Here is an 18,747-nt window from a genome sequence, read left to right on the forward strand (position 1 = left end):
CCGACACCCTCGGCCGAGTTCACGTCCAAGCCCTGACCTGACGCGCTGACCCCGCCTCTGCTCTCTGCCTTAAGGTGACGGCTTCATCGAGCGAAACGACCTCCCACCGCGTCTAGCCATCTGATTCGTCACAACCGCCGAGCCGCGGATGACCGCCTGGCTGTCGACCAGCTGTCCCACAGTGGGCCGCTCAAGGACACGGCGCGGTCCGACCCACAGGGCGGCTCGTGCAACACGGCGTCATGTTCGCGTTGCGACAGCTAGCCTCGCTCGCCGTGACCAGCAGCATGTGCCCCGACTGTGGGCACGCCTGGCACGTGCACCCTGGACCCGTCGTCTCCGTCTGGGCCTGCGTCGAGTGTGTCATCGAGGAGGATCACGGCTTGCGGGAGCTCGCCGAGATGTGCTCCCGCGTGCCTCCTGACCTGGCACACGTGCCAGTCGGCGACGCACTGACCGCCCGCTACAAACGCCGACCACTGCGGGGCGACAGAGTGCTGATCCAGGACCGTAGGGGTGGAAGGTGGGCCTTGCTCCGGCCGCCGGTCACAGGCCACGGGCAGGTCGAACGCCTCCTCCTGCAGGTCCGACAAGACCTGGCGACGATGCCCATCATGCAATTCCGTGAGAAGTATCGGCCCTACATGGATTAGCCCTGAGTGGGCCGCTATGGGCGACAGTCTCACGGCTGATCACCGACGACCCGCAGCCCTGTCTCACAAGGCGAACCTCAACCGGGAACATGGCAGGACTGAACGCGTGCCCCTCGACCGCCGTCCCGTAAGACCAGCCCGATGAGCCGTCCCGTACGGGGAGGACAACCGGGACTCCCTCCTGGTGGGCAGAGCTGCGTCAACCGTCGGCCGCTCGACACCCAAGCCACCGTCTCGTAGAAGGCCGCTGCGTGACCGCGAGCCGAGTGCCATTGCGCAGCCCACCGCGACCATGTGAAAAGCTAAGCAGTCGTCATTCTGCATGCCACCAACGATCGCCATAAGCGACCAACGACTCGACACATACGACGACTTGATGCCTAGAACACTCAACTCCTACCGCTCGCAGCCAAGCCTTCACTGAAGAACGGCACGCATGCTACGCATAGCGGTAGTCCGGGCCCCGCTTCGCGGGGCCCACTGCCGTTTCCAGTGGTGACGTGTTGGTCATTGTCGGGTGGCGTTGACAAATGCACGGTGGCCTGAAGATCTACGTCGGCGCGCCGGCGGCGGCCCGGCACCACGTGGAGGCCGACCGGGGCCGGGCCGATGACCACTACCTCACCGAGGGACCCGGGATCGCGCGCCGCTACACCGCCGGCGGCGGGCCGGTGCGGGAACTCGCCGCGCTGACCGGGGACGGCTACGAGGCGTGGGTGGCCGGGCTGGACCCCGACACCGGACCGCCCGGGGGCGGCCGCGAACCGATGACCGCGCGGTGCGGTTCGCCGAGGTGGTGGTCAACGGCCCGAAGTCCTGGTCGCTGGCCGCCGCCCTGCACCCGGACATCGCTGCGGCCTACGACGTCGCGCAGGACCGCGCGGCGGCCCAGGTCATCGGCTGGCTCTCGCAGCACGCCACCACCCGGGTGGGGCCGCGCGGCGGGCAGCTGCAGGTGCCGGTGGAGGTGCTGGAGGCGGTGACGGTGCACCATCACACCTCCCGCGCCGGGGATCCGCACCGGCATCTGCACCTGCAGGTCAACGCCCGGGTGTTCGCCGCCGGGCGATGGCGGGGGCTCACACCGTGGGCGTGCGGGACTCCCTCGCCGCGGTCAACGGGATCGGGCACGCCGCGGTCGTCACCGACCCGCACTTCCGGGCCGCCCTCGCCGCACACGGATACACCCTCGACTCCACTGGAGAAATACAGGAGCTCGCCGAGTACGTGGGCGGGTTCAGCGCCCGGGCGGCGCAGATCGGCCGCAACGTGGACCGCTACGAACGCGAATGGACGCAGGCACACCCCGGTCAAATCCCGGGGCCGGCGCTGCGGCGGGCCTGGGATGCGCGGGCGTGGGCCGAGGGCCACCCGGACAAGGTCACCCCGCAACCCGGCGAGGACCTCACCGCCCGGTGGGTCGGCGAGCTGGTCGCCCTGGGCTACCGCGACCGCGACCACCCCGTGCACCTGGCGCCTACACCGGTGGGCACCCTCGACCGGGAAGCCGCCGTGGGGACCGTGCTGACCCGGCTGGCCGCCGGGCGCTCGGCGTGGAACGCCGCCGACGTCCGCGGCGAGGTCGAGCAGCTGATCGCCGCCGCGGGCATCGTCGTCGAGGTCGGCGTGCGGATGGAGTTGGCCGAGGACCTCACCGCCCGGACGATGGCCCGCTGTGTGCCGCTGCTGGACCGTGACGGCCTTCCTGAGCACATCCGGGCCTGGACCTCGCAGCCGGTGCTCGACGTCGAAGACGACCTGACCGACCGGTTCGCCGCCCGCAGCGCTCCCTCCGTGACCGATCGCCAGCGGAAGCCTGAGCTGCCGCTGGCCGCGCTCGCGCGGCTGGACGCCGGGCAAGCGGCCGCGGCCGCTTCCCTGGCCGGCGACCGGCCGCTGGTCGTCATCGAGGGCGCGGCCGGCGAGGGCAAGACCACCCTGCTGGCCGCCACCCGCGACCTTCTCGAGGCACAAGGCCGCCGGCTGACGGTGGTGACACCGACGCTGAAGGCGGCCAAGGTCGCCGCCGCCGAGGTCGGCACCGCCACCGGCTCGGCAGCCTGGCTGGCCTTCCAGTACGGCTGGCGCTGGACCGACGAGGGGATCTGGAGCCGGCTGGCCACCGGCGACGCCGAGCCGCGCACCGGAGGCGTCCACGCCGGCCCGGAGCCAGGGGCGAGCCTCATGCCCGGGGACCTGCTGGTGGTGGATGAGGCCGGGATGCTCGACCAGGCCACCGCCCGCGCGGTGCTGACCCTCGCCGACGAGTGCGGGGTGCGCCTGGCGCTGCTCGGTGACCGGCACCAGTTGGCCGCAGTCGGCCGCGGCGGCGTGCTGGACCTCGCCGCCGGTCAGGTCGATCCGGCCGCGCACCTGACCCTGCAGACGGTGCACCGCTTCACCCGCACCGACCAAGCCGGCCGGACGACACCGGATGTCGAGTACGCCGACCTGACCCTGACCATGCGCACCGGCGCCGAACCGGGCGCGGTCTTCGACACTCTGGTCGCCCGCGAGCAGATCCGCTTGCACGCCGATCCTGCGGCGCTCCAGGAGGCGCTGGCCGAGGTCGTCGCCGACCATCACCGCGAGGGCCAGCGGGTGGCCGTGGTGGTCGACACCCGCGAGCAGGCCATCGACCTCAACGCGGCCATCCGCGAGCGGCTTGTCGCCGACGGCCGCGTTGACGACGTCCGGGTCGCGGTCACCGGCGTGGGGCGGCGGATCGGAGTCGGGGACCGGGTCGCCACCCGCCGCAACGTCCGCGACCTGGGGGTGTCCGACCGCGACGTCTGGACCGTCGTCGCCGTTGGCCCCGGCGGGGAGCTAACCGTCATCCCGGGCGATGTCACCCCGGCCGACGCCGTCCCTGCCGGTGTCACCCCGGTGAGGGCGGGGGAGCGGGTGCTGCCCGCCGGTTACGTCACCTCCCATGTGGAGCTGGCCTACGCCAGCACCGCGCACGGCGCGCAGGGTGACACCGTCACCGCGGCCCACCTGGTGGTCGGCGAGCACACCGGTGCGGCGTCGGCCTACGTCGGGATGACCCGCGGCCGCACCGCCAACACCGCCCACCTGGTCGCCGAGGACCCGGCTGAGGCGCGTGGGCAGTGGATCGCCGTGTTCGGCCGCGACCGGGCCGACCTCGGCCCCGGCCACGCCACCGGTCGGGCCGCCGCCGAAGCGGCCCGCTACGCCACGCCCCGCCCGCTGGAGCAGGTGCTGGCCGATCTGCACACGGCGTGGACGGTCGAGCAGCGCTGCTTCGATCGGCTGGCCGTCCTGGAGCCGTGGTGCGACGCCCTGCGCCAGGCCGTGGCGGTCGAGGCCGCCCACGGCGGCGAACTCAGGAGGCTGGAAGCGGACCACGAACAGGCGGCTCACAACGCTCACCGAGCGACACAGCAGGTCGAGGTCGCCGATGTTGTCCTCGCTGAGGAGGCCGACCGGATCCGCGATGGACTGCTCGCTGCCTGGGACGGCGAGCGCGGCGCCGCTCGCGCCGCGGCCCGGGTGGTGCTCGACGGGCCTGGCTGGTGGGGACTCAAGCGCGCACCCGTCGCCCGCGCTGTTGAGCGGCTGGCCGGCTGGGCCGACCGGTGGCGTCCGCACCTACCCGACCTGCCCACCGACGCCGAGCGGCTCGCCCGGGTAGCCGACCGGTTCGACGACCGGCCAGTGCTGTGGAGGGCGTTCGACACCACCGCCCACCGGGCTGCAGAACGGGACCACTACGAACGCCACTCACTACACGCCGCGGCCGAAGCGGCCGGGCAGGCCGGTGAGCGGGCCCGTCTGGCACTGACCGACGCTCGCCGCCGGCGTCAGGAACGGCTCGACCCGCTCGGGCCGATCGCCTGGGCACCCGATCCCGCAGGGCGGTTGGCCGACCTCGAGCGCCACGTTGCCACCGCACAGCACGAGCTGGTTGGCGCACAGGTCCGCATCGCCCGACTCGCCAGTGAACCGGCCCTGCTGGGTCAGCCGCCCGACCGGCTCACCGCAGCCCGTGACGCCTGGCACGCGCGCCGCGACACCGGGCATCCCCAGCGTCCAGCTGTCGCACCGGGGCCGGCCAGCGACTGGTCGGGTGTCCCACGACCTGAGTCCGAGCGCCACGGGCCGCGGGTCACGCCTGGTGCCGCCTCAGGCCTGGGGCGGTGAGCGGGTCGCTCCTCACGGGGCCGCCACCGCGTGCGCGGGGAGGGGGCTGGAGGGAACTGGAGCCTGCCGACCTACGGAGCGCCTCATCGGAGCCGGCCTCCTACCGGACGCCATCACCCCGCTTCTACCGCGGCGCCGGGCGAGACCTCAGGCGCTCCCACCTCGTGCAGTACCGGCGACAGGAGACGTACCGGAGGAGAACAGGAGCCTGACCGGAGAAGTTGGCTGTGGGCTGTCACCAACGGCCATGAAATCGCGCCTTCCACAGGTGGCACCCCGCCCATGCCCGTCGAGCCCCCGGAGACCGCTATGCCCGACCAGACCCCGCCCGCGATCACACCGGCGAGCCCACGTCGGAGCTGCTCACCATCGCTGAAGCCGCCCAGCTGCTGCGCGCTCCGATCGCCACTCTCCGGTACTGGCGGCACCTCGGCACCGGCCCGACCAGCTTCCGCCTCGGCCGCCGCGTCCTCTACCGCCGCGACGACCTGCGTACATGGATCGACGCCCGGCAGGATGCGGACAGAGCCGGCCGGCCTTGACGGGCAATGTTGTGTCGCACAATACTGATCCTCTGGAGATCCGGTTCACCCAGTCGGCGCGCAAGCACCGCATCGGCCGGGCCTCCGCCCGCCACGTCCTGGCCAGCACCGAACCGACCGCGGTCACCACCAGCAGCGGTGCCCACGCCTGGCTCTACGTCGGGCCCGACGAACGGGGCCGAGAGCTGGAGGTCATCGCCCTCGAAGTGCACCCGGCCGACGGCGGGCGGCGGTACCTGCTGGTCATCCACGTCATGCCGACCCATCTCCGAGGAGACAGCCCGTGACCGAGCGAACCCCACCACCCGTCACCGCCGACTCACCCATCGGCCCGGACGTCGATCTCGACCGGACAGACGTCCGGCTGGAGGACGGCACCCGGCTCACCGAGCACAAGGCCGCGGAGATCGTCGACGAGGTCCGGCGCCGGGGCGGTCGACCGTCCCTGACCGGTGAGGCGGCCACCTCTCCGCGGATCGTCTTCCGCGTCACCCCCGCCGTCCGCGACCGCGCCGCCGAGATCGCCGCCCGCGAAGGCAAGACCATCTCCCAGCTCGCCCGTGAAGCACTCGAGGCGCGGGTCGCAACGGAGCCACAGACCGCCTGACGCAGGTCGCCGAGCGCCTACTGCCCGCGCTACACATCGGAGACGCTCGTGACGTTCCGCAGCATCCAGGACCGGTGGTTCGTCACCGATTCGGCGACCGGTAAGCGAGTTCCGAGCGCCCGGCACGGGCAAGGGATGCGCTACCGAGCTCGCTACGAGGACGCCGCCGGCAAGGAGATCACCCGCGCATTCGCCGACAAGGAGAAGTCCAAGGCGCAACGGTGGCTGGACGAGGTCACGACCAGTCAGGTGACCGGGACCTACGTCGATCCGGACACTGCCCGGACGACGGTCGCCGAGTGGTGCGAGACCTGGTTGGCCGGCTACGCCACCCGGCGTTCGAGCACCGTGCGGCAGGCGCAGGTGCACCTCGCCCAGATCGAGGCTGCGTTCGGCCCGATGCCGCTCTCGGCCGTGCGGCCGTCGACGATCCGCTCGTGGACGGTGAAGCCCAAGGCTGACGGCCTGGCCGACAGCTACGTCTACGCCCTGCACTCGAGGCTCTCGCAGGTCATGAGCGACGCGGTGCACGACGGGTTGTTGGCGCGCAACCCGTGCTCGCGTCGCACCTCGCCCGGCGCGGGTGGTCAGCGCCCGTACGTCGCCACGACCGAGCAGGTCCGGGCGCTGCACGACACGATCGCCGAGCACCTGCGCCCGGCGATCCTGCTCGGTGCGTTCGTCGGGCTGCGTACCGCCGAGGTGGTGGGGCTGCGGGTCGGGGACGTCGACTTCATGCGCGGCGTCGTCCGGCCGGTGCAGCAGGGCAACGGGAAGCCGCTGGAGAGCGAGACGTCCTGTACGGCGCTGCCCATCCCCCAGGAGCTGGCCGCGGTGTTGTCGGCTGCGGTGGCTCGGTGGGGCGGCGGCCACGTCGTCACCGACGGCACGGGCCGGCAGACCTCGACGTGGGCCACCGAGCGGGCGATCCGCTCGGCTCGGCCGAAGGTCGCCGGGCTGCCCGCTGCGTTCCGCTTCCACGACCTGAGGCACTACCTGGCCAGCCTGCTCATCGGCAGCGGCCTCGACGTCAAGGTCGTGCAGCACCGCCTCCGGCACGGCTCGGCCAAGACGACGCTCGACACCTACGGGCACCTGTGGCCCGACAGCGACGAGTCCACGCGGGCCGCCGTCGGTGCTGTGCTCGCTTCTCGTGGGGACTGGTTGGGGACTCAGCGGGCTGACCTGCAGACAGAACCGCAGGTCAGCCCGCTAGTCGGCATCAGATGTCGTAGTACATCGCGAACTCGTGCGGGTGCGGGCGGAGGCGGATCGGGTCGATCTCGAACTCCCGCTTGTACTCGATCCACGTCTCGATCAGGTCGGGGGTGAACACCCCGCCGTCGATGAGGTACTCGTGGTCGACCTCGAGCCGGTCGAGGACGGCGTCCAGCGACGCGGGCACCTTCTCGATGCCCAGGGCCTCCTCGGGCGGCAGCTCGTACAGGTCCTTGTCGACGGGCGCCGGCGGCTCGATCTTGTTCTTGATGCCGTCGAGGCCGGCCATGAGCATCGCCGAGAAGGCGAGGTAGGGGTTGGCCGACGGGTCGGGCACGCGGAACTCGATGCGCTTGGCCTTGGGGCTGTCGCCGGAGATCGGGATGCGACAGCAGGCCGAGCGGTTGCGGGCCGAGTAGACGAGGTTGATCGGCGCCTCGTAGCCGGGCACCAGGCGGTGGTAGCTGTTGACCGTCGGGTTGGTGAAGGCCAGCAGCGACGGGGCGTGGGCCAGCAATCCGCCGATGTAGTGGCGGGCGGTGTCGGACAGACCCGCGTAACCGGTCTCGGCGTGGAAGAGCGGCTCGCCGTCCTTCCAGAGGCTCTGGTGGCAGTGCATGCCCGAGCCGTTGTCACCGAACAGCGGCTTGGGCATGAACGTCGCCGTCTTGCCGTACGCCCAGGCGGTGTTCTTGATGATGTACTTGAACAGCATCAGGCTGTCGGCCGACCGCAGCAGCGTGTCGAACTTGTAGTTGATCTCAGCCTGGCCGCCGGTGCCGACCTCGTGGTGGCCACGCTCGAGCTCCAGCCCGACGCCCGTCAGGTTGGTCATCATCGTCGAGCGCAGGTCGCTGTAGTGGTCGTAGGGCTCGACCGGGAAGTAGCCGCCCTTGGCGCGGGTCTTGTAGCCCAGGTTCGGGCCGCCGTTCTCGCCGGTCAGGGAGCCGGAGTTCCAGGAGCCCTCGACCGAGTCGATGTGGTAGTAGCCCTCGTTGATGCCGGTCGAGTGCCGGATCGAGTCGAAGACGTAGAACTCCGCCTCGGGGCCGAAGTAGGCGGTGTCGGCGATCCCGCTGCTGGCCAGGTAGGCCTCGGCCTTCTTCGCCACGTTCCGCGGGTCCCGGCTGTAGGCCTCGCGGGTGATCGGGTCGTGGATGAAGAAGTTGACGTTGAGCGTCTTGTGCCGGCGGAACGGGTCGAGGAACGCGCTGTTGGCGTCCGGCAGCAGCAGCATGTCCGACTCGTTGATCGCCTGGAAACCGCGGATCGAGGAGCCGTCGAAGCCGAGACCGTCGGAGAACGTGTCCTCGCCGAAGGTCGACGCGGGGATCGTGAAGTGCTGCATGACGCCGGGCAGGTCGCAGAAGCGGACGTCGACGTACTCGACGTCGTTGTCGCGGATGTAGGCGGCGACCTCGTCGGGACTGGTGAACATCGATCCTCCGGGAGTGGGCGGACAGCCGCTCAGCAAGCTATGGCCCGGGAGTTGCCCCGGGGTGTCCCGTCTGTTTCGCGGCGGTAACAACGGTCTCCGGCGTGTCGCCGTCGGTCGTCGCTGCTCGGCCCAGGAGCCGGGCTGCGGGCGGGTCCTACGCTGGTGGACATGGTCAGGGACGCGCAGCCACCTTCTCAGGAGCGCAGGCGGGGCGCCTCCCTGGGCCTCCCGTCCGACGGGCCCGGGTCGCTCGCGTCCTTCAGCACCCGGGTCCTGGCCTTCCTCGTCGACGCGTTCCTCTCCGCCGTGGTGGCCGGCCTCTTCACCGCACCGAGCCTGCCGGGCAACTGGAGCCTGCTGTCCTTCGCCGTCGTCACGGTGGTGTTCCTCGTCGCCGCCGGGCAGACGCCGGGGATGCGCCTGCTCGGGCTGCGGCTGGCCCACCCGAGCCCGGGAGCACGGCTCGCCCTGTGGCGCGCCGTCGTCCGCACCGGGCTGCTGATGGTGCTCGTGCCGGCGCTCGTCGTCGACGCCGACGGCCGCGGGCTGCACGACCGGCTCACCGACACCGCGGTCGTCCGCGACCGCTGAAGGCCCACCGTGCCCCCCACCGCTCGCGACCTCACGGCGGGCCCCTGCACGTTGGCCGTTCGGCAGGAGCGGCCGGCCGACCACCGGGCCGTCGCCGCCCTGCACCGCGCCGCGTTCGCGCCGGCCGCCGGGACGGCGGAGGTCGTCGAGGCGCGGCTGGTCGGCGAGCTGCGCGAGGACGCCGGGTTCCTGCCGCACCTGTCCCTGGTCGCGACCGACGGCGACGACGTCGTCGGCCACGTCATCGGCACCCGCGGGTGGCTCGAGCCGCTCGGCGCGGCGGCGGTCGGGCTCGGGCCGCTCGGCGTGCGGCCGGACGCGCAGGGCCGGGGTATCGGGACCGTGCTGGTGCACGCCCTGCTCGCCGTCGCAGAGGCGGCCGGAGAGCACCTGGTGGCGCTGCTGGGGTCGCCCGCCTACTACGGGCGCTTCGGCTTCGTCCGGTCGACCGACCTCGGCATCACTCCGCCCGACCCCGCGTGGGGCTCGCACTTCCAGGCCCGCCGGCTGGCCGGCCCGGAGCAGCGCGGCACGTTCCGCTACGCCGAACCCTTCGCCCGGCTGTAGCCGGCGGGGCCCAGGCGATGATCAGGGGACCTGATCGTCGAGCGTCCTCCCCGACGTTCCACGGTGCGGGAGGACACCGCACGATCAGGTCCCCTGATCCCAGCGCGTCGGGTGGGTCAGCGGCGGCGGACCTGCCGTGAGCTGACCGTCATCTGCCGTCCGCCCGGCATCGGGCCGCCGGGGACGGGCATCTTGGGACCGCCGAGCGCGGCCATCCGCCGGCCGAGGCTGTTGACCTCCGCGGCGGACAGGTTGCGCGGCAGCTTCATCACGTGCGTGCTGAGCTTGCGCAGGGGCACCTGCCCCTCCTCGTCGCCGACGGTGAGGTCGTAGATCGGGGTGTCGCCGACGACGCGGGCGATCTTCTTCTTCTCCTGCGCGATGAGGCCGCGGACGCGGGCGGGGGAGCCCTCCCCGACGAGGATGATCCCGGGCCGGCCGAGCACCCGGTGGACGGCGTCGAGCTGGGTGGTGCCGGCGACGCCCGCGGACACCCGCCAGTCGCCGCGCATGCCCTCGAGCACCCAGGCCGCCGCGCCGGGCTGCCCCTCGACCTGCCGGTAGGCCGAGCCCTGCGCCCGCCGGCCGAAGACGATCATCGCGGCCAGCACGCCCAGGACGATCGCGATCGGGATGAAGAGGAAGGGGGCGCCGAAGAGGATGGCCAGCAGCTCGACGACGCCGGCCACCGCCACGAAGACGATGAGCATCAGCCAGGGCAGCTTGGGGTCGTTCTTCCGCGTCAGTGAGTAGGCCTGCTTGATCATGCGGGCCTGGTTGCCGACCTTCTTCAGCCGGCCGACTTTCGGCTGACCGTCCTTGCCGAGCTTGGGCGCCCTGCCTGCCTTGCCGGACGTGTCCTTGCCGGGCTTGGCCGAGCCGCTGGCGGCGGTCGCGCCGGAGGCCGTCGCACCGGCCGCAGTGCCCGAGGACCGCCCGCGCCCTGCGGTGCCGGGACCACGCCCGGCCTTGCCGGTCGGGGCGGGGGAGTCTGTGGGCTTGCTGCGTGCCATGCCCCCAGGATAGGGCCGCGCGCGGCCGACCCCGGTGGGCCGGCCGCGACGTCCTCAGATCGAGCGGGTCAGTCCGCGGGCCTCGACGGCCTGCTGGTAGAGCCGGCCGGCCCGGTAGGAGCTGCGGACCAGCGGTCCGGCGAGCACCCCCGGGAAGCCGATCTCCTCGGCCTGCTGCTGGAAGCCGACGAACTCGTCGGGCTTGACCCAGCGGACGACGGGGTGGTGCCGCGGCGAGGGGCGCAGGTACTGGGTGATGGTGAGCAGGTCGCAGCCGGCCTCGTGCAGGGCCTGCATGGTCTCGACGACCTCGTGCGGCTCCTCGCCCATGCCGAGGATGAGGTTGGACTTGGTGACCAGGCCGGCCTCGCGCGCGGCGGTGAGCACGGCCAGTGAGCGCTCGAAGCGGAAGCCGGGCCGGATCCGCTTGAAGATCCGCGGCACCGTCTCGACGTTGTGCGCCAGCACCTCCGGCCGGGAGGAGAACACCTCGGCCAGCTGCGCCGGGTCGGCGTTGAAGTCGGGGATGAGCAGCTCGACGCCGCAGCCGGGGACGGCGGCGTGGATCTGGCGCACCGTCTCGGCGTAGAGCCAGGCACCGCCGTCGGGCAGGTCGTCGCGTGCGACGCCGGTGACCGTGGCGTAGCGCAGCTGCATGGTGGCCACGCTCTCGGCGACCCGGCGGGGCTCGTCGGCGTCGAAGTCGGCGGGCTTGCCGGTGTCGATCTGGCAGAAGTCACAGCGCCGGGTGCACTGGTCGCCACCGATGAGGAAGGTGGCCTCCCGGTCCTCCCAGCACTCGTAGATGTTGGGGCAGCCGGCCTCTTCGCAGACGGTGTGCAGGCCCTCGCGGCGGACCAGCGACTTCAGCTCGGTGTACTCCGGCCCGGTCTTGAGCCGGGTCTTGATCCACTCCGGCTTGCGCTCGATCGGGACCTGGCTGTTGCGCACCTCCAGGCGCAGCAGCTTGCGGCCCGCGGGGCCGATCGTCGACGGCTCGGAGCTGCTGGTCGTCACCGTCTCGCTCATGATCCCCACGGTACCCCGGTGGCCGGTCCGGGCCGGGTGATGACGACGACGGCCCCCCGGGCGGGCTGCCCGGGGGGCCGTCGTCGCGGCGGGGAGGGTCAGGCCTTGGCCGGGCCGTCCTGGATGTCGCTGTTGGTCGGGTCGAGGTCGGGGTTCTGGGCCGACCCGGTGTTGGCCTCCGCGATCTGCGGGCTGCCGTCGGGCGAGGCGGTCGCGGTGTCGAGCGCCGGGTCGTTCGGGGTGGCGCTGCCCGCGGCAGGCTGGTCGGTGTCGGTCCGCCAGCCGAGGTCGCTGTCCGGCGGGGTGCCGTCGCCCGAGGTCATCTGGGCGGAGGAGACGGTCTTGCCGGCGTTGTCGTTGCTCGGGGAGCTGGGCACGGGGTCCTCTCGGTAGCTGGGCACTGGCCCGTCACCGGCGGGTGCCGGCGTCCACGGGTCGTCCTTCTTGCGGCGCATGAGCACCGTCGCCGCGGCGATCGCCGCCACGAGGGCCACCAGCCACGGCCAGCGGCTCGGCTCGGGCTCGACGACGGCCCGCCGCCGGAGCACGGTGGCGGTCCGCGCCGCCGTCCGCTCCAGTCGCGCGCGCTGCCTCGACGCCTTCCGGCGGGCGTCCCTCGTGGCCCTGGCCGTCGTCCGGCGGACGTCGGCGGTGGCCTTGGTGGTGCCGGCCACCAGGTCCGCGCGGCGGTGCTCGAGCTCCACCAGCGCGGCGCCGACACCGGCGGCGAGGGCGCCGCGGGCGCCGACCAGGGCGGGCCCGAGCGCCTCGCGGGTGGCGAGGACGCGCGGGGTGACCTCGTCGGTCAGGGCGCGGCGGGCGGCGACCTGGGCGGACTCGACGTGGGGCGCGAGGTCGGCGGCGGCCTTGGCGGCCGCGGCCCCGGCGGCGGTCAGCGCCGAGGTGACGGCGGGGCCGGCGGTGCTGCGGGCGGTCTCGATGCGCGGGATGAGCGCGTCGACGGCGGCGTCGACCCGGTCACGGGCCAGCTCCAGCGTCGGGCTGGCGGCGACACGGGCGGCCTCGACGCGCGGCGTCAGCGCGTCGATGGCCGAGGTGACCGCCGGGGTGGCGACGGCCACGGCGGCGGCCATCTTCGGGACGAGGACCTCCAGCGCGGCGTCGAGCACCGGGCCGGCCGCCTCGCGCGCGGCCTCGACGCGGGGGACGAGTTGCTCCGCGGCGGCCCGGCCGGCCTCGGTGGCGGCAGCACCGAGGTGGCTGAGGCCCTCCTGGAGCTCGGCCCCGATGACCTGACCAGGGGACTGTGTGCGGAACACGGGATCTGAACCTCCGGGTTGATCGACTCCCGGCCATCCTGCCCGGTCCGGCTGGTCGGCACACCCCGGGCGGCGGCCGGTGCCGTCGTTCCCCGCGCGGTCGTCCCGCCCCGGGTGGCGGTCGTCACACCGAGGTGCGGAGCCTCTCGCTGCGCTCGCCGGCCAGCCAGCCCAGGAAGTCCACGAGGGGCATGGGCCGGGCGATCGCGTACCCCTGGGCGACGTCGCAGCCGAGGTCGGCCAGCCGGCGGCCGGTGGCCAGGTCCTCCACGCCCTCGGCGACCAGGCTCAGGCCCAGGTCGTGGGCGAGGGCCGCGGTGTGCCGCACGATCGCCGCGGCCCGCTCGTCGCGGTCGACGTCGGCGGTGAGGCTGCGGTCGAGCTTGAGCTCGTCGGCAGGCAGGTGCCGCAGGTAGGCCAGCGAGCTGTACCCGGTGCCGTAGTCGTCGATCGACGTCCGGATGCCCAGCCGGCGCAGCTGGCCGAGCACGGTGCGGCCGCGCTCGGGGTCGGCCATGAGGGTGTCCTCGACCAGCTCCAGGGTCAGTGCCTCGGGCGGCAGGCCCCGCTGGGCCAGCTCCGCGGCGACCTTCGTCGGCAGGTCGAGGTCGGCGACGTTGGCCGCGGCCAGGTTGACCGAGACCGGCACCCGGTGCGCGTGCCACCACTGCGCGACCGCGTCGAGGGAGCGACCGAGGACGACGTCGGTCAGCGGGCGCAGCAGCCCGGCCTGCTCGGCGGCCGGCAGCACGACGGCGGGGCTGAGCAGCCCGCGCGTGGGGTGGTGCCAGCGCAGCAGCGCCTCGACGCCGACCACCCGGCCGTCGCCCATGACGACCTGCGGCTGCAGGTGGACGTCGAGCTCGTCGCGGACCAGCGCGGCCCGCAGGTCCTCCATCGTGCGCAGGCGGTCACCGGAACCGCTGCCCGGGTCGGGCACGTACACCTGCACGCCGCTGCGCTCGGTCTTGGCCGCGTACATCGCCACGTCGGCGCAGCGCAGCAGCTCCTGGACGTCGTCGGCGGGGATCGGGGCGGTCGAGACGCCGATGCTCACGCCGACGTGCAGCCGGATGCCCTCGACGGCGAAGGGCCGGCGCAGCAGCTCGGCGACGACGCCGCCCCGGTCCGCCGCGGTCACCAGGTCGGTCGCGGGCAGCAGGACGGCGAACTCGTCCCCGCCCAGGCGGGCGAGCAGGTCGCCGGGACGCAGCGCCGAGGCCAGCCGCGGGCCCACCTGGCAGAGCAGCTGGTCACCCGCACCGTGGCCGAGGCTGTCGTTGACCTCCTTGAAGCCGTCGAGGTCGAGCAGCAGCAGGGCGGCCGGGCGGGCCGTGGTGGCCTCGGCGACGACGGCGCGGGCGGCCTCGAGCAGGGCGCGGCGGTTCGGCAGGCCGGTCAGCTCGTCGGTGCGCGCCTCCATGCGGACCTCGTTGAAGGCCCGCACCTCGCGGAAGGTGATGGTGGTCCGCGCGACGCCGGCCAGGACGCAGCCGATCGCGCACCAGGCCGCCCAGGGCGACATCCGGTCGCCCCAGCCCAGTCCCAGGACGGCGAGGCTGGCCAGGTTGCAGACCATCGGCACGGCCAGCACCCGCCAGCCCACCTGGGTGTCGGTGTCCCGGGTGCGGGGCCGGCTGCCGTCGCTGCGGTGGGCGGCCACGGCCATGAGCACGACAGCGGCCAACCAGGTCAGGTCGAGCGGACCGCCCTCGACGTAGTGACCTGCGGTGGCGAGGTCGAGGAAGACGATGTCGCCCACGAGGTTGGCGACGATGCCGGCGGCGACCAGCAGCAGCGAGGGGTCACGTCGCACGCCCAGCATCGCCGACACCGCGACGAGCAGCGCCAGGAGGACGACGTCGGCCACCGGGTAGGCCATGGTCGTCACGACCGCGGCGAGGTCTCCCTCGGTCAGGCGGAGCGCCGGCTCCAGCAGGAGGGCGACGGCCACGGCAGAGGCGCCGAGGGCGCCGATGCCCCCGTCGAGCCACATGCTCGTGTGGAAGCGGCCGACCCGGGTGCGGATGAGCGCGATGAGCGTGACGTAGAGCGGGAGGTAGTACGCGAGGTAGAAGGCGTCGGCCACCGACGGGTAGGGCTCGTCGGCCATCTGGCTGATGACCAGCGTGTACACCAGGTTGCCAGCGAGACCGAGGACGAGCGCGAGGGCCAGGCTCGCCCAGGCGAGGCGATCGGCGGCGTGCCGGACCGCGGCGAGGACGCACACCACCGCGCCGCCCACGTAGACGGCGTTGTAGAGGACGAGGTCGTAGGCCGACGCCCACGCCGCGCCGTCCGGGCGGGACCACACCCCGGTGGTGAACAGTGCGAGGGCCACCCCCGCCAGGACCAGGGCCCACCGGGACGCCAGCCGGTTGCCCCCGCGGGACTCGATCGATCGCACACGACCCTTCTCGACGGTCCGGGCACCCGGGTGGAGCGGCTCCGGCGGCGGGCTCACCCGCTGGAGGGAGGCGGGGGGTGCCGGCTCGACCCGGTGTCCGCGCGCGCCCGGCGAGAGCCGCGGAGTACGCTCGCGCGCGTGATCGGGCAGCTGCTCCTTCGCCGGCCGTGCTGATCTGACCGACGCAGACCAGCACGGCGACCCCTCCTGCGCGAGGGGTTTTTTTCTGCCCGCCGCACGACCCGCCGAGGAGATCCCCACCATGAGCCAGACGGTGAGCCGGCCCACCACCGACCCGGCCGACGAGGGGGTGCCGCCGCACCGCTACACGCCGGCGCTCGCCCAGCGGATCGAGCTGGAGTGGCAGGACCGGTGGGAGCAGGAGGGGACGTTCCACACGCCCAACCCGACGGGCCGGCTGTCGGAGGGCTTCGAGCGGGTCGCCGACCGGCCCAAGTCCTTCATCATGGACATGTTCCCGTACCCCTCGGGCACGGGCCTGCACGTCGGGCACCCCCTGGGCTACCTGGGCACCGACGTCACCAGCCGGTTCCGCCGCATGGACGGCGACAACGTGCTGCACCCGATGGGCTACGACGCCTTCGGCCTGCCCGCCGAGCAGTACGCCGTCCAGACCGGGCAGCACCCGCGGGTCACCACCGAGGCCAACATCGCCGCCATCCGGGCGCAGCTGCGCCGCCTGGGCGTCGACCACGACGAGCGCCGGACCTTCGCGACGATCGACCCGGGCTACTACCGGTGGACCCAGTGGATCTTCCTGAAGATCTTCGGGGCCTGGTTCGACGAGGCGGCCGGCCGGGCCCGCCCGGTCGAGGAGCTGGTGGCCGAGCTGGACGCCGGGACGCGCGCGCCCGCGCCGGGCACCAACCCCTCGGGGGTGCCGTGGGCCGAGCTGGACGACGTCGGCAAGCGCCAGGTCGTCGACGCCCACCGGCTGGCCTACCGGCACGAGGCGCCGGTGAACTGGTGCCCGGGCCTGGGCACCGTGCTGTCCAACGAGGAGGTCACCCCCGACGGCCGGTCCGAGCGGGGCAACTTCCCGGTGTTCCGGCGCCCGCTGACCCAGTGGATGATGCGGATCACCGCCTACGCCGAGCGGCTGCTGGCCGACCTGGACCGGCTGGACTGGTCGGACTCGGTCAAGCAGATGCAGCGCAACTGGATCGGCCGTTCCACCGGTGCGCGCATCCGCTTCGCCGTCGGGGCGGAGCGGGCGGACGACGCCGGCGGGGAGACGATCGAGGTCTTCACCACCCGGCCGGACACGCTGTTCGGCGCCACCTACATGGTGCTGGCGCCCGAGCACCCGCTGGTCGCCGCGCTGACCGCGGACGCGTGGCCCGACGGCACCGACCCGCGGTGGACCGGGGGAGCGGCGAGCCCGGGCGAGGCGGTCGCGGCCTACCAGCGGCAGGCCTCCCGCCGCTCGGAGCTGGACCGGCAGAACGAGGGGCGGGAGAAGACCGGCGTCTGGCTGGGCGTCACCGCCGTCAACCCGGTCAACGGCCGCGAGCTGCCGGTGTTCATCGCCGACTACGTGCTGACCGGCTACGGCACCGGCGCCGTCATGGGCGTGCCCGGCGAGGACACCCGTGACTGGGAGTTCGCCGGGGCCTTCGGCCTGCCCGTCGTCCGCACCGTGCAGCCGCCGGCCGACTGGGACGGCGGCGCGTACACCGGCTCCGGCGAGATGATCAACTCGTCGAACGACGAGGTGTCGCTGAACGGCCTGGACAAGGCGACCGCCATCGCCACGATCACCGAGTGGCTGGTGCGCGACGGCTCCGGTGAGGCGACGACCACCTACAAGCTGCGTGACTGGCTGTTCAGCCGGCAGCGCTACTGGGGCGAGCCGTTCCCGATCGTCTACGACGCCGACGGCCTGCCGCGCGCGGTGCCCGAGTCGCTTCTGCCGGTGCTGCTACCCGAGGTCGACGACTACTCGCCGAAGACCTTCGCCGACGACGACGCCGAGTCCGCGCCGGAGCCCCCGCTGTCGCGGGTGGCCGAGTGGACGACGGTCGAGCTGGACCTGGGCGACGGGCTGAGGACCTACCGCCGCGAGACCAACACGATGCCCAACTGGGCCGGATCGTGCTGGTACCACCTGCGCTACCTGGACCCCTCCGACGACACGCAGATGGTCGACCCGGAGCTGGAGCGCTACTGGCTGGGCCCGCGCTCGCCGGGCGACGTCGGCGGCGTGGACCTGTACGTCGGCGGCATGGAGCACGCCGTCCTGCACCTGCTCTACGCCCGCTTCTGGCACAAGGTGCTGCACGACCTGGGCCACGTCTCCAGCGAGGAGCCGTTCCGCCGGCTGGTCAACCAGGGCTACATCTCGGCCTACGCCTACACCGACGAGCGCGGCTTCTACGTGCCCGCCGCCGACGTGGTCGAGGAGGACGGGCGGTTCCTCTACGAGGGCAGGCCGGTCAACCGCGAGTACGGCAAGATCGGCAAGAGCCTGAAGAACATGGTCACGCCCGACGAGATGATCGGGGCCTACGGCGCCGACACCTTCCGGGTCTACGAGATGTCGACCGGCCCGCTGGAGCAGTCGCGGCCGTGGGACACCAAGGCCGTCGTCGGCTCGCAGCGGCTGCTGCAGCGGATCTGGCGGGTCGTCGTCGACGAGGAGACCGGTGCGGTGCGGGCGTCCGACGACGTCGCGCCCGACGAGGACACGCTGCGGGCGCTGCACCGGGCGATCGCCGGGGTCCGCGACGGCATGACGACGCTGCGGTTCAACATCGCCATCGCGCGGGTCACCGAGCTGACCAACGCGCTGACCGCCACCTACGGCGCCGAGCGGCCCGTGCCGCGGTCGGTGGCCGAGCCGCTGGTGCTGATGGTCGCCCCGCTGGCCCCGCACCTGGGCGAGGAGCTGTGGGCGCGGCTGGGGCACACCGACTCGGTGGCCTGGACGCCCTTCCCGGTCGCCGACGAGCGCTGGCTGGTCGAGGACACCGTGCAGGTCGCCGTGCAGGTCAACGGCAAGGTGCGGGCACAGGTGAGCGTGCCGGCCGACGCGGATGCCGCGGCGCTGGAGGCGGCGGCCCGCGCCGAGGAGAAGGTGGCCGCGCAGCTGGCCGGGAAGACGGTGCGGCGCGTCGTCGCCGTCCCCGGGCGGCTGGTCAACTTCGTCGTCTCCTGACGCACACCCCTCGTGGCCCGTGTCCCGGGCTAGGTGTACTCGGCCAGGACGTTGGTGACA

12 protein-coding genes and 1 pseudogene are annotated in these 18,747 nt (G+C 73.0%); 8 read left to right on the forward strand and 5 right to left on the reverse strand.

Going from position 1 to position 18,747, the window contains the following annotated elements; all coding sequences use genetic code 11:
- The first annotated feature begins 1,183 nt into the window (after window positions 1-1,183).
- The 5 genes and pseudogenes from mobF to ABQ292_RS21510 all read left to right on the forward strand — a co-directional run bounded on the left by mobF (window position 1,184) and on the right by ABQ292_RS21510 (window position 7,298).
- Window positions 1,184-4,817: pseudogene (gene mobF, locus ABQ292_RS21490) on the forward strand (MobF family relaxase).
- 359 nt (window positions 4,818-5,176) lie between these two features.
- On the forward strand, window positions 5,177-5,359 hold the full coding sequence (locus ABQ292_RS21495; protein WP_369209763.1) for a helix-turn-helix domain-containing protein: 183 nt from the start codon (window positions 5,177-5,179) through the stop codon (window positions 5,357-5,359).
- Window positions 5,356-5,646 (forward strand): hypothetical protein, encoded by a 291-nt coding sequence (locus tag ABQ292_RS21500; protein ID WP_369209752.1) that lies wholly within the window; start codon window positions 5,356-5,358, stop codon window positions 5,644-5,646. The genes ABQ292_RS21495 and ABQ292_RS21500 overlap by 4 nt, the downstream gene beginning before the upstream one ends.
- Window positions 5,643-5,966, forward strand: coding sequence for a hypothetical protein (locus ABQ292_RS21505; protein ID WP_369209753.1), 324 nt, complete (start codon window positions 5,643-5,645; stop codon window positions 5,964-5,966). The genes ABQ292_RS21500 and ABQ292_RS21505 overlap by 4 nt, the downstream gene beginning before the upstream one ends.
- 135 nt (window positions 5,967-6,101) lie before the next feature.
- Window positions 6,102-7,298, forward strand: coding sequence for a site-specific integrase (locus tag ABQ292_RS21510; RefSeq protein ID WP_369209754.1), 1,197 nt, complete (start codon window positions 6,102-6,104; stop codon window positions 7,296-7,298).
- Here the strand turns inward: ABQ292_RS21510 and glnA are convergent.
- Window positions 7,189-8,622, reverse strand: coding sequence for a type I glutamate--ammonia ligase (glnA, locus tag ABQ292_RS21515; RefSeq protein WP_369209755.1), 1,434 nt, complete (start codon window positions 8,620-8,622; stop codon window positions 7,189-7,191). The two genes, ABQ292_RS21510 and glnA, sit on opposite strands and share 110 nt — an antisense overlap.
- A gap of 168 nt (window positions 8,623-8,790) precedes the next feature.
- Between glnA and ABQ292_RS21520 the strand changes: the two genes are divergently transcribed.
- The gene (locus ABQ292_RS21520) at window positions 8,791-9,213 is read left to right on the forward strand and encodes an RDD family protein (protein WP_369209756.1); all 423 of its coding nucleotides are present in this window, start codon (window positions 8,791-8,793) and stop codon (window positions 9,211-9,213) included.
- Between the two features lie 9 nt (window positions 9,214-9,222).
- Window positions 9,223-9,780, forward strand: a complete 558-nt coding sequence (locus tag ABQ292_RS21525; RefSeq protein WP_369209757.1) for a GNAT family N-acetyltransferase — start codon at window positions 9,223-9,225, stop codon at window positions 9,778-9,780.
- Between the two features lie 116 nt (window positions 9,781-9,896).
- Here the strand turns inward: ABQ292_RS21525 and ABQ292_RS21530 are convergent, their stop codons facing one another.
- The 4 genes from ABQ292_RS21530 to ABQ292_RS21545 all read right to left on the reverse strand — a co-directional run bounded on the left by ABQ292_RS21530 (window position 9,897) and on the right by ABQ292_RS21545 (window position 15,509).
- Window positions 9,897-10,793 (reverse strand): DUF4191 domain-containing protein, encoded by an 897-nt coding sequence (locus tag ABQ292_RS21530; protein WP_369209758.1) that lies wholly within the window; start codon window positions 10,791-10,793, stop codon window positions 9,897-9,899.
- Window positions 10,794-10,847: 54 nt separating this feature from the next.
- On the reverse strand, window positions 10,848-11,822 hold the full coding sequence (gene lipA, locus ABQ292_RS21535) for a lipoyl synthase (RefSeq protein WP_369209759.1): 975 nt from the start codon (window positions 11,820-11,822) through the stop codon (window positions 10,848-10,850).
- A gap of 98 nt (window positions 11,823-11,920) precedes the next feature.
- Window positions 11,921-13,102 carry a hypothetical protein gene (locus tag ABQ292_RS21540; RefSeq protein ID WP_369209760.1) on the reverse strand — a complete coding sequence of 394 codons (1,182 nt, stop codon included), beginning with the start codon at window positions 13,100-13,102 and terminating at the stop codon, window positions 11,921-11,923.
- 124 nt (window positions 13,103-13,226) lie between these two features.
- Complete coding sequence (locus ABQ292_RS21545) at window positions 13,227-15,509, reverse strand: putative bifunctional diguanylate cyclase/phosphodiesterase (RefSeq protein WP_369209761.1); 2,283 nt, start codon at window positions 15,507-15,509, stop codon at window positions 13,227-13,229.
- A 262-nt stretch (window positions 15,510-15,771) separates the two neighbouring features.
- On the opposite strand from ABQ292_RS21545, the gene leuS reads away from it, so the two are divergent.
- Window positions 15,772-18,687, forward strand: a complete 2,916-nt coding sequence (gene leuS, locus ABQ292_RS21550; protein WP_369209762.1) for a leucine--tRNA ligase — start codon at window positions 15,772-15,774, stop codon at window positions 18,685-18,687.
- Window positions 18,688-18,747: the final 60 nt, after the last annotated feature.

The sequence above is a fragment of the Geodermatophilus maliterrae genome (assembly GCF_041018925.1).
GTDB lineage: Bacteria > Actinomycetota > Actinomycetes > Mycobacteriales > Geodermatophilaceae > Geodermatophilus > Geodermatophilus maliterrae.

Coding starts and splice junctions, on each gene's coding strand:
- ABQ292_RS21510 (WP_369209754.1), top strand. CDS start 6,102: ATGCGCTACCGAGCTCGCTACGAGGACGCCGCCGGCAAGGAGATCACC.
- glnA (WP_369209755.1), bottom strand. CDS start 8,622: ATGTTCACCAGTCCCGACGAGGTCGCCGCCTACATCCGCGACAACGAC.
- ABQ292_RS21520 (WP_369209756.1), top strand. CDS start 8,791: ATGGTCAGGGACGCGCAGCCACCTTCTCAGGAGCGCAGGCGGGGCGCC.
- ABQ292_RS21530 (WP_369209758.1), bottom strand. CDS start 10,793: ATGGCACGCAGCAAGCCCACAGACTCCCCCGCCCCGACCGGCAAGGCC.
- lipA (WP_369209759.1), bottom strand. CDS start 11,822: ATGAGCGAGACGGTGACGACCAGCAGCTCCGAGCCGTCGACGATCGGC.
- leuS (WP_369209762.1), top strand. CDS start 15,772: ATGAGCCAGACGGTGAGCCGGCCCACCACCGACCCGGCCGACGAGGGG.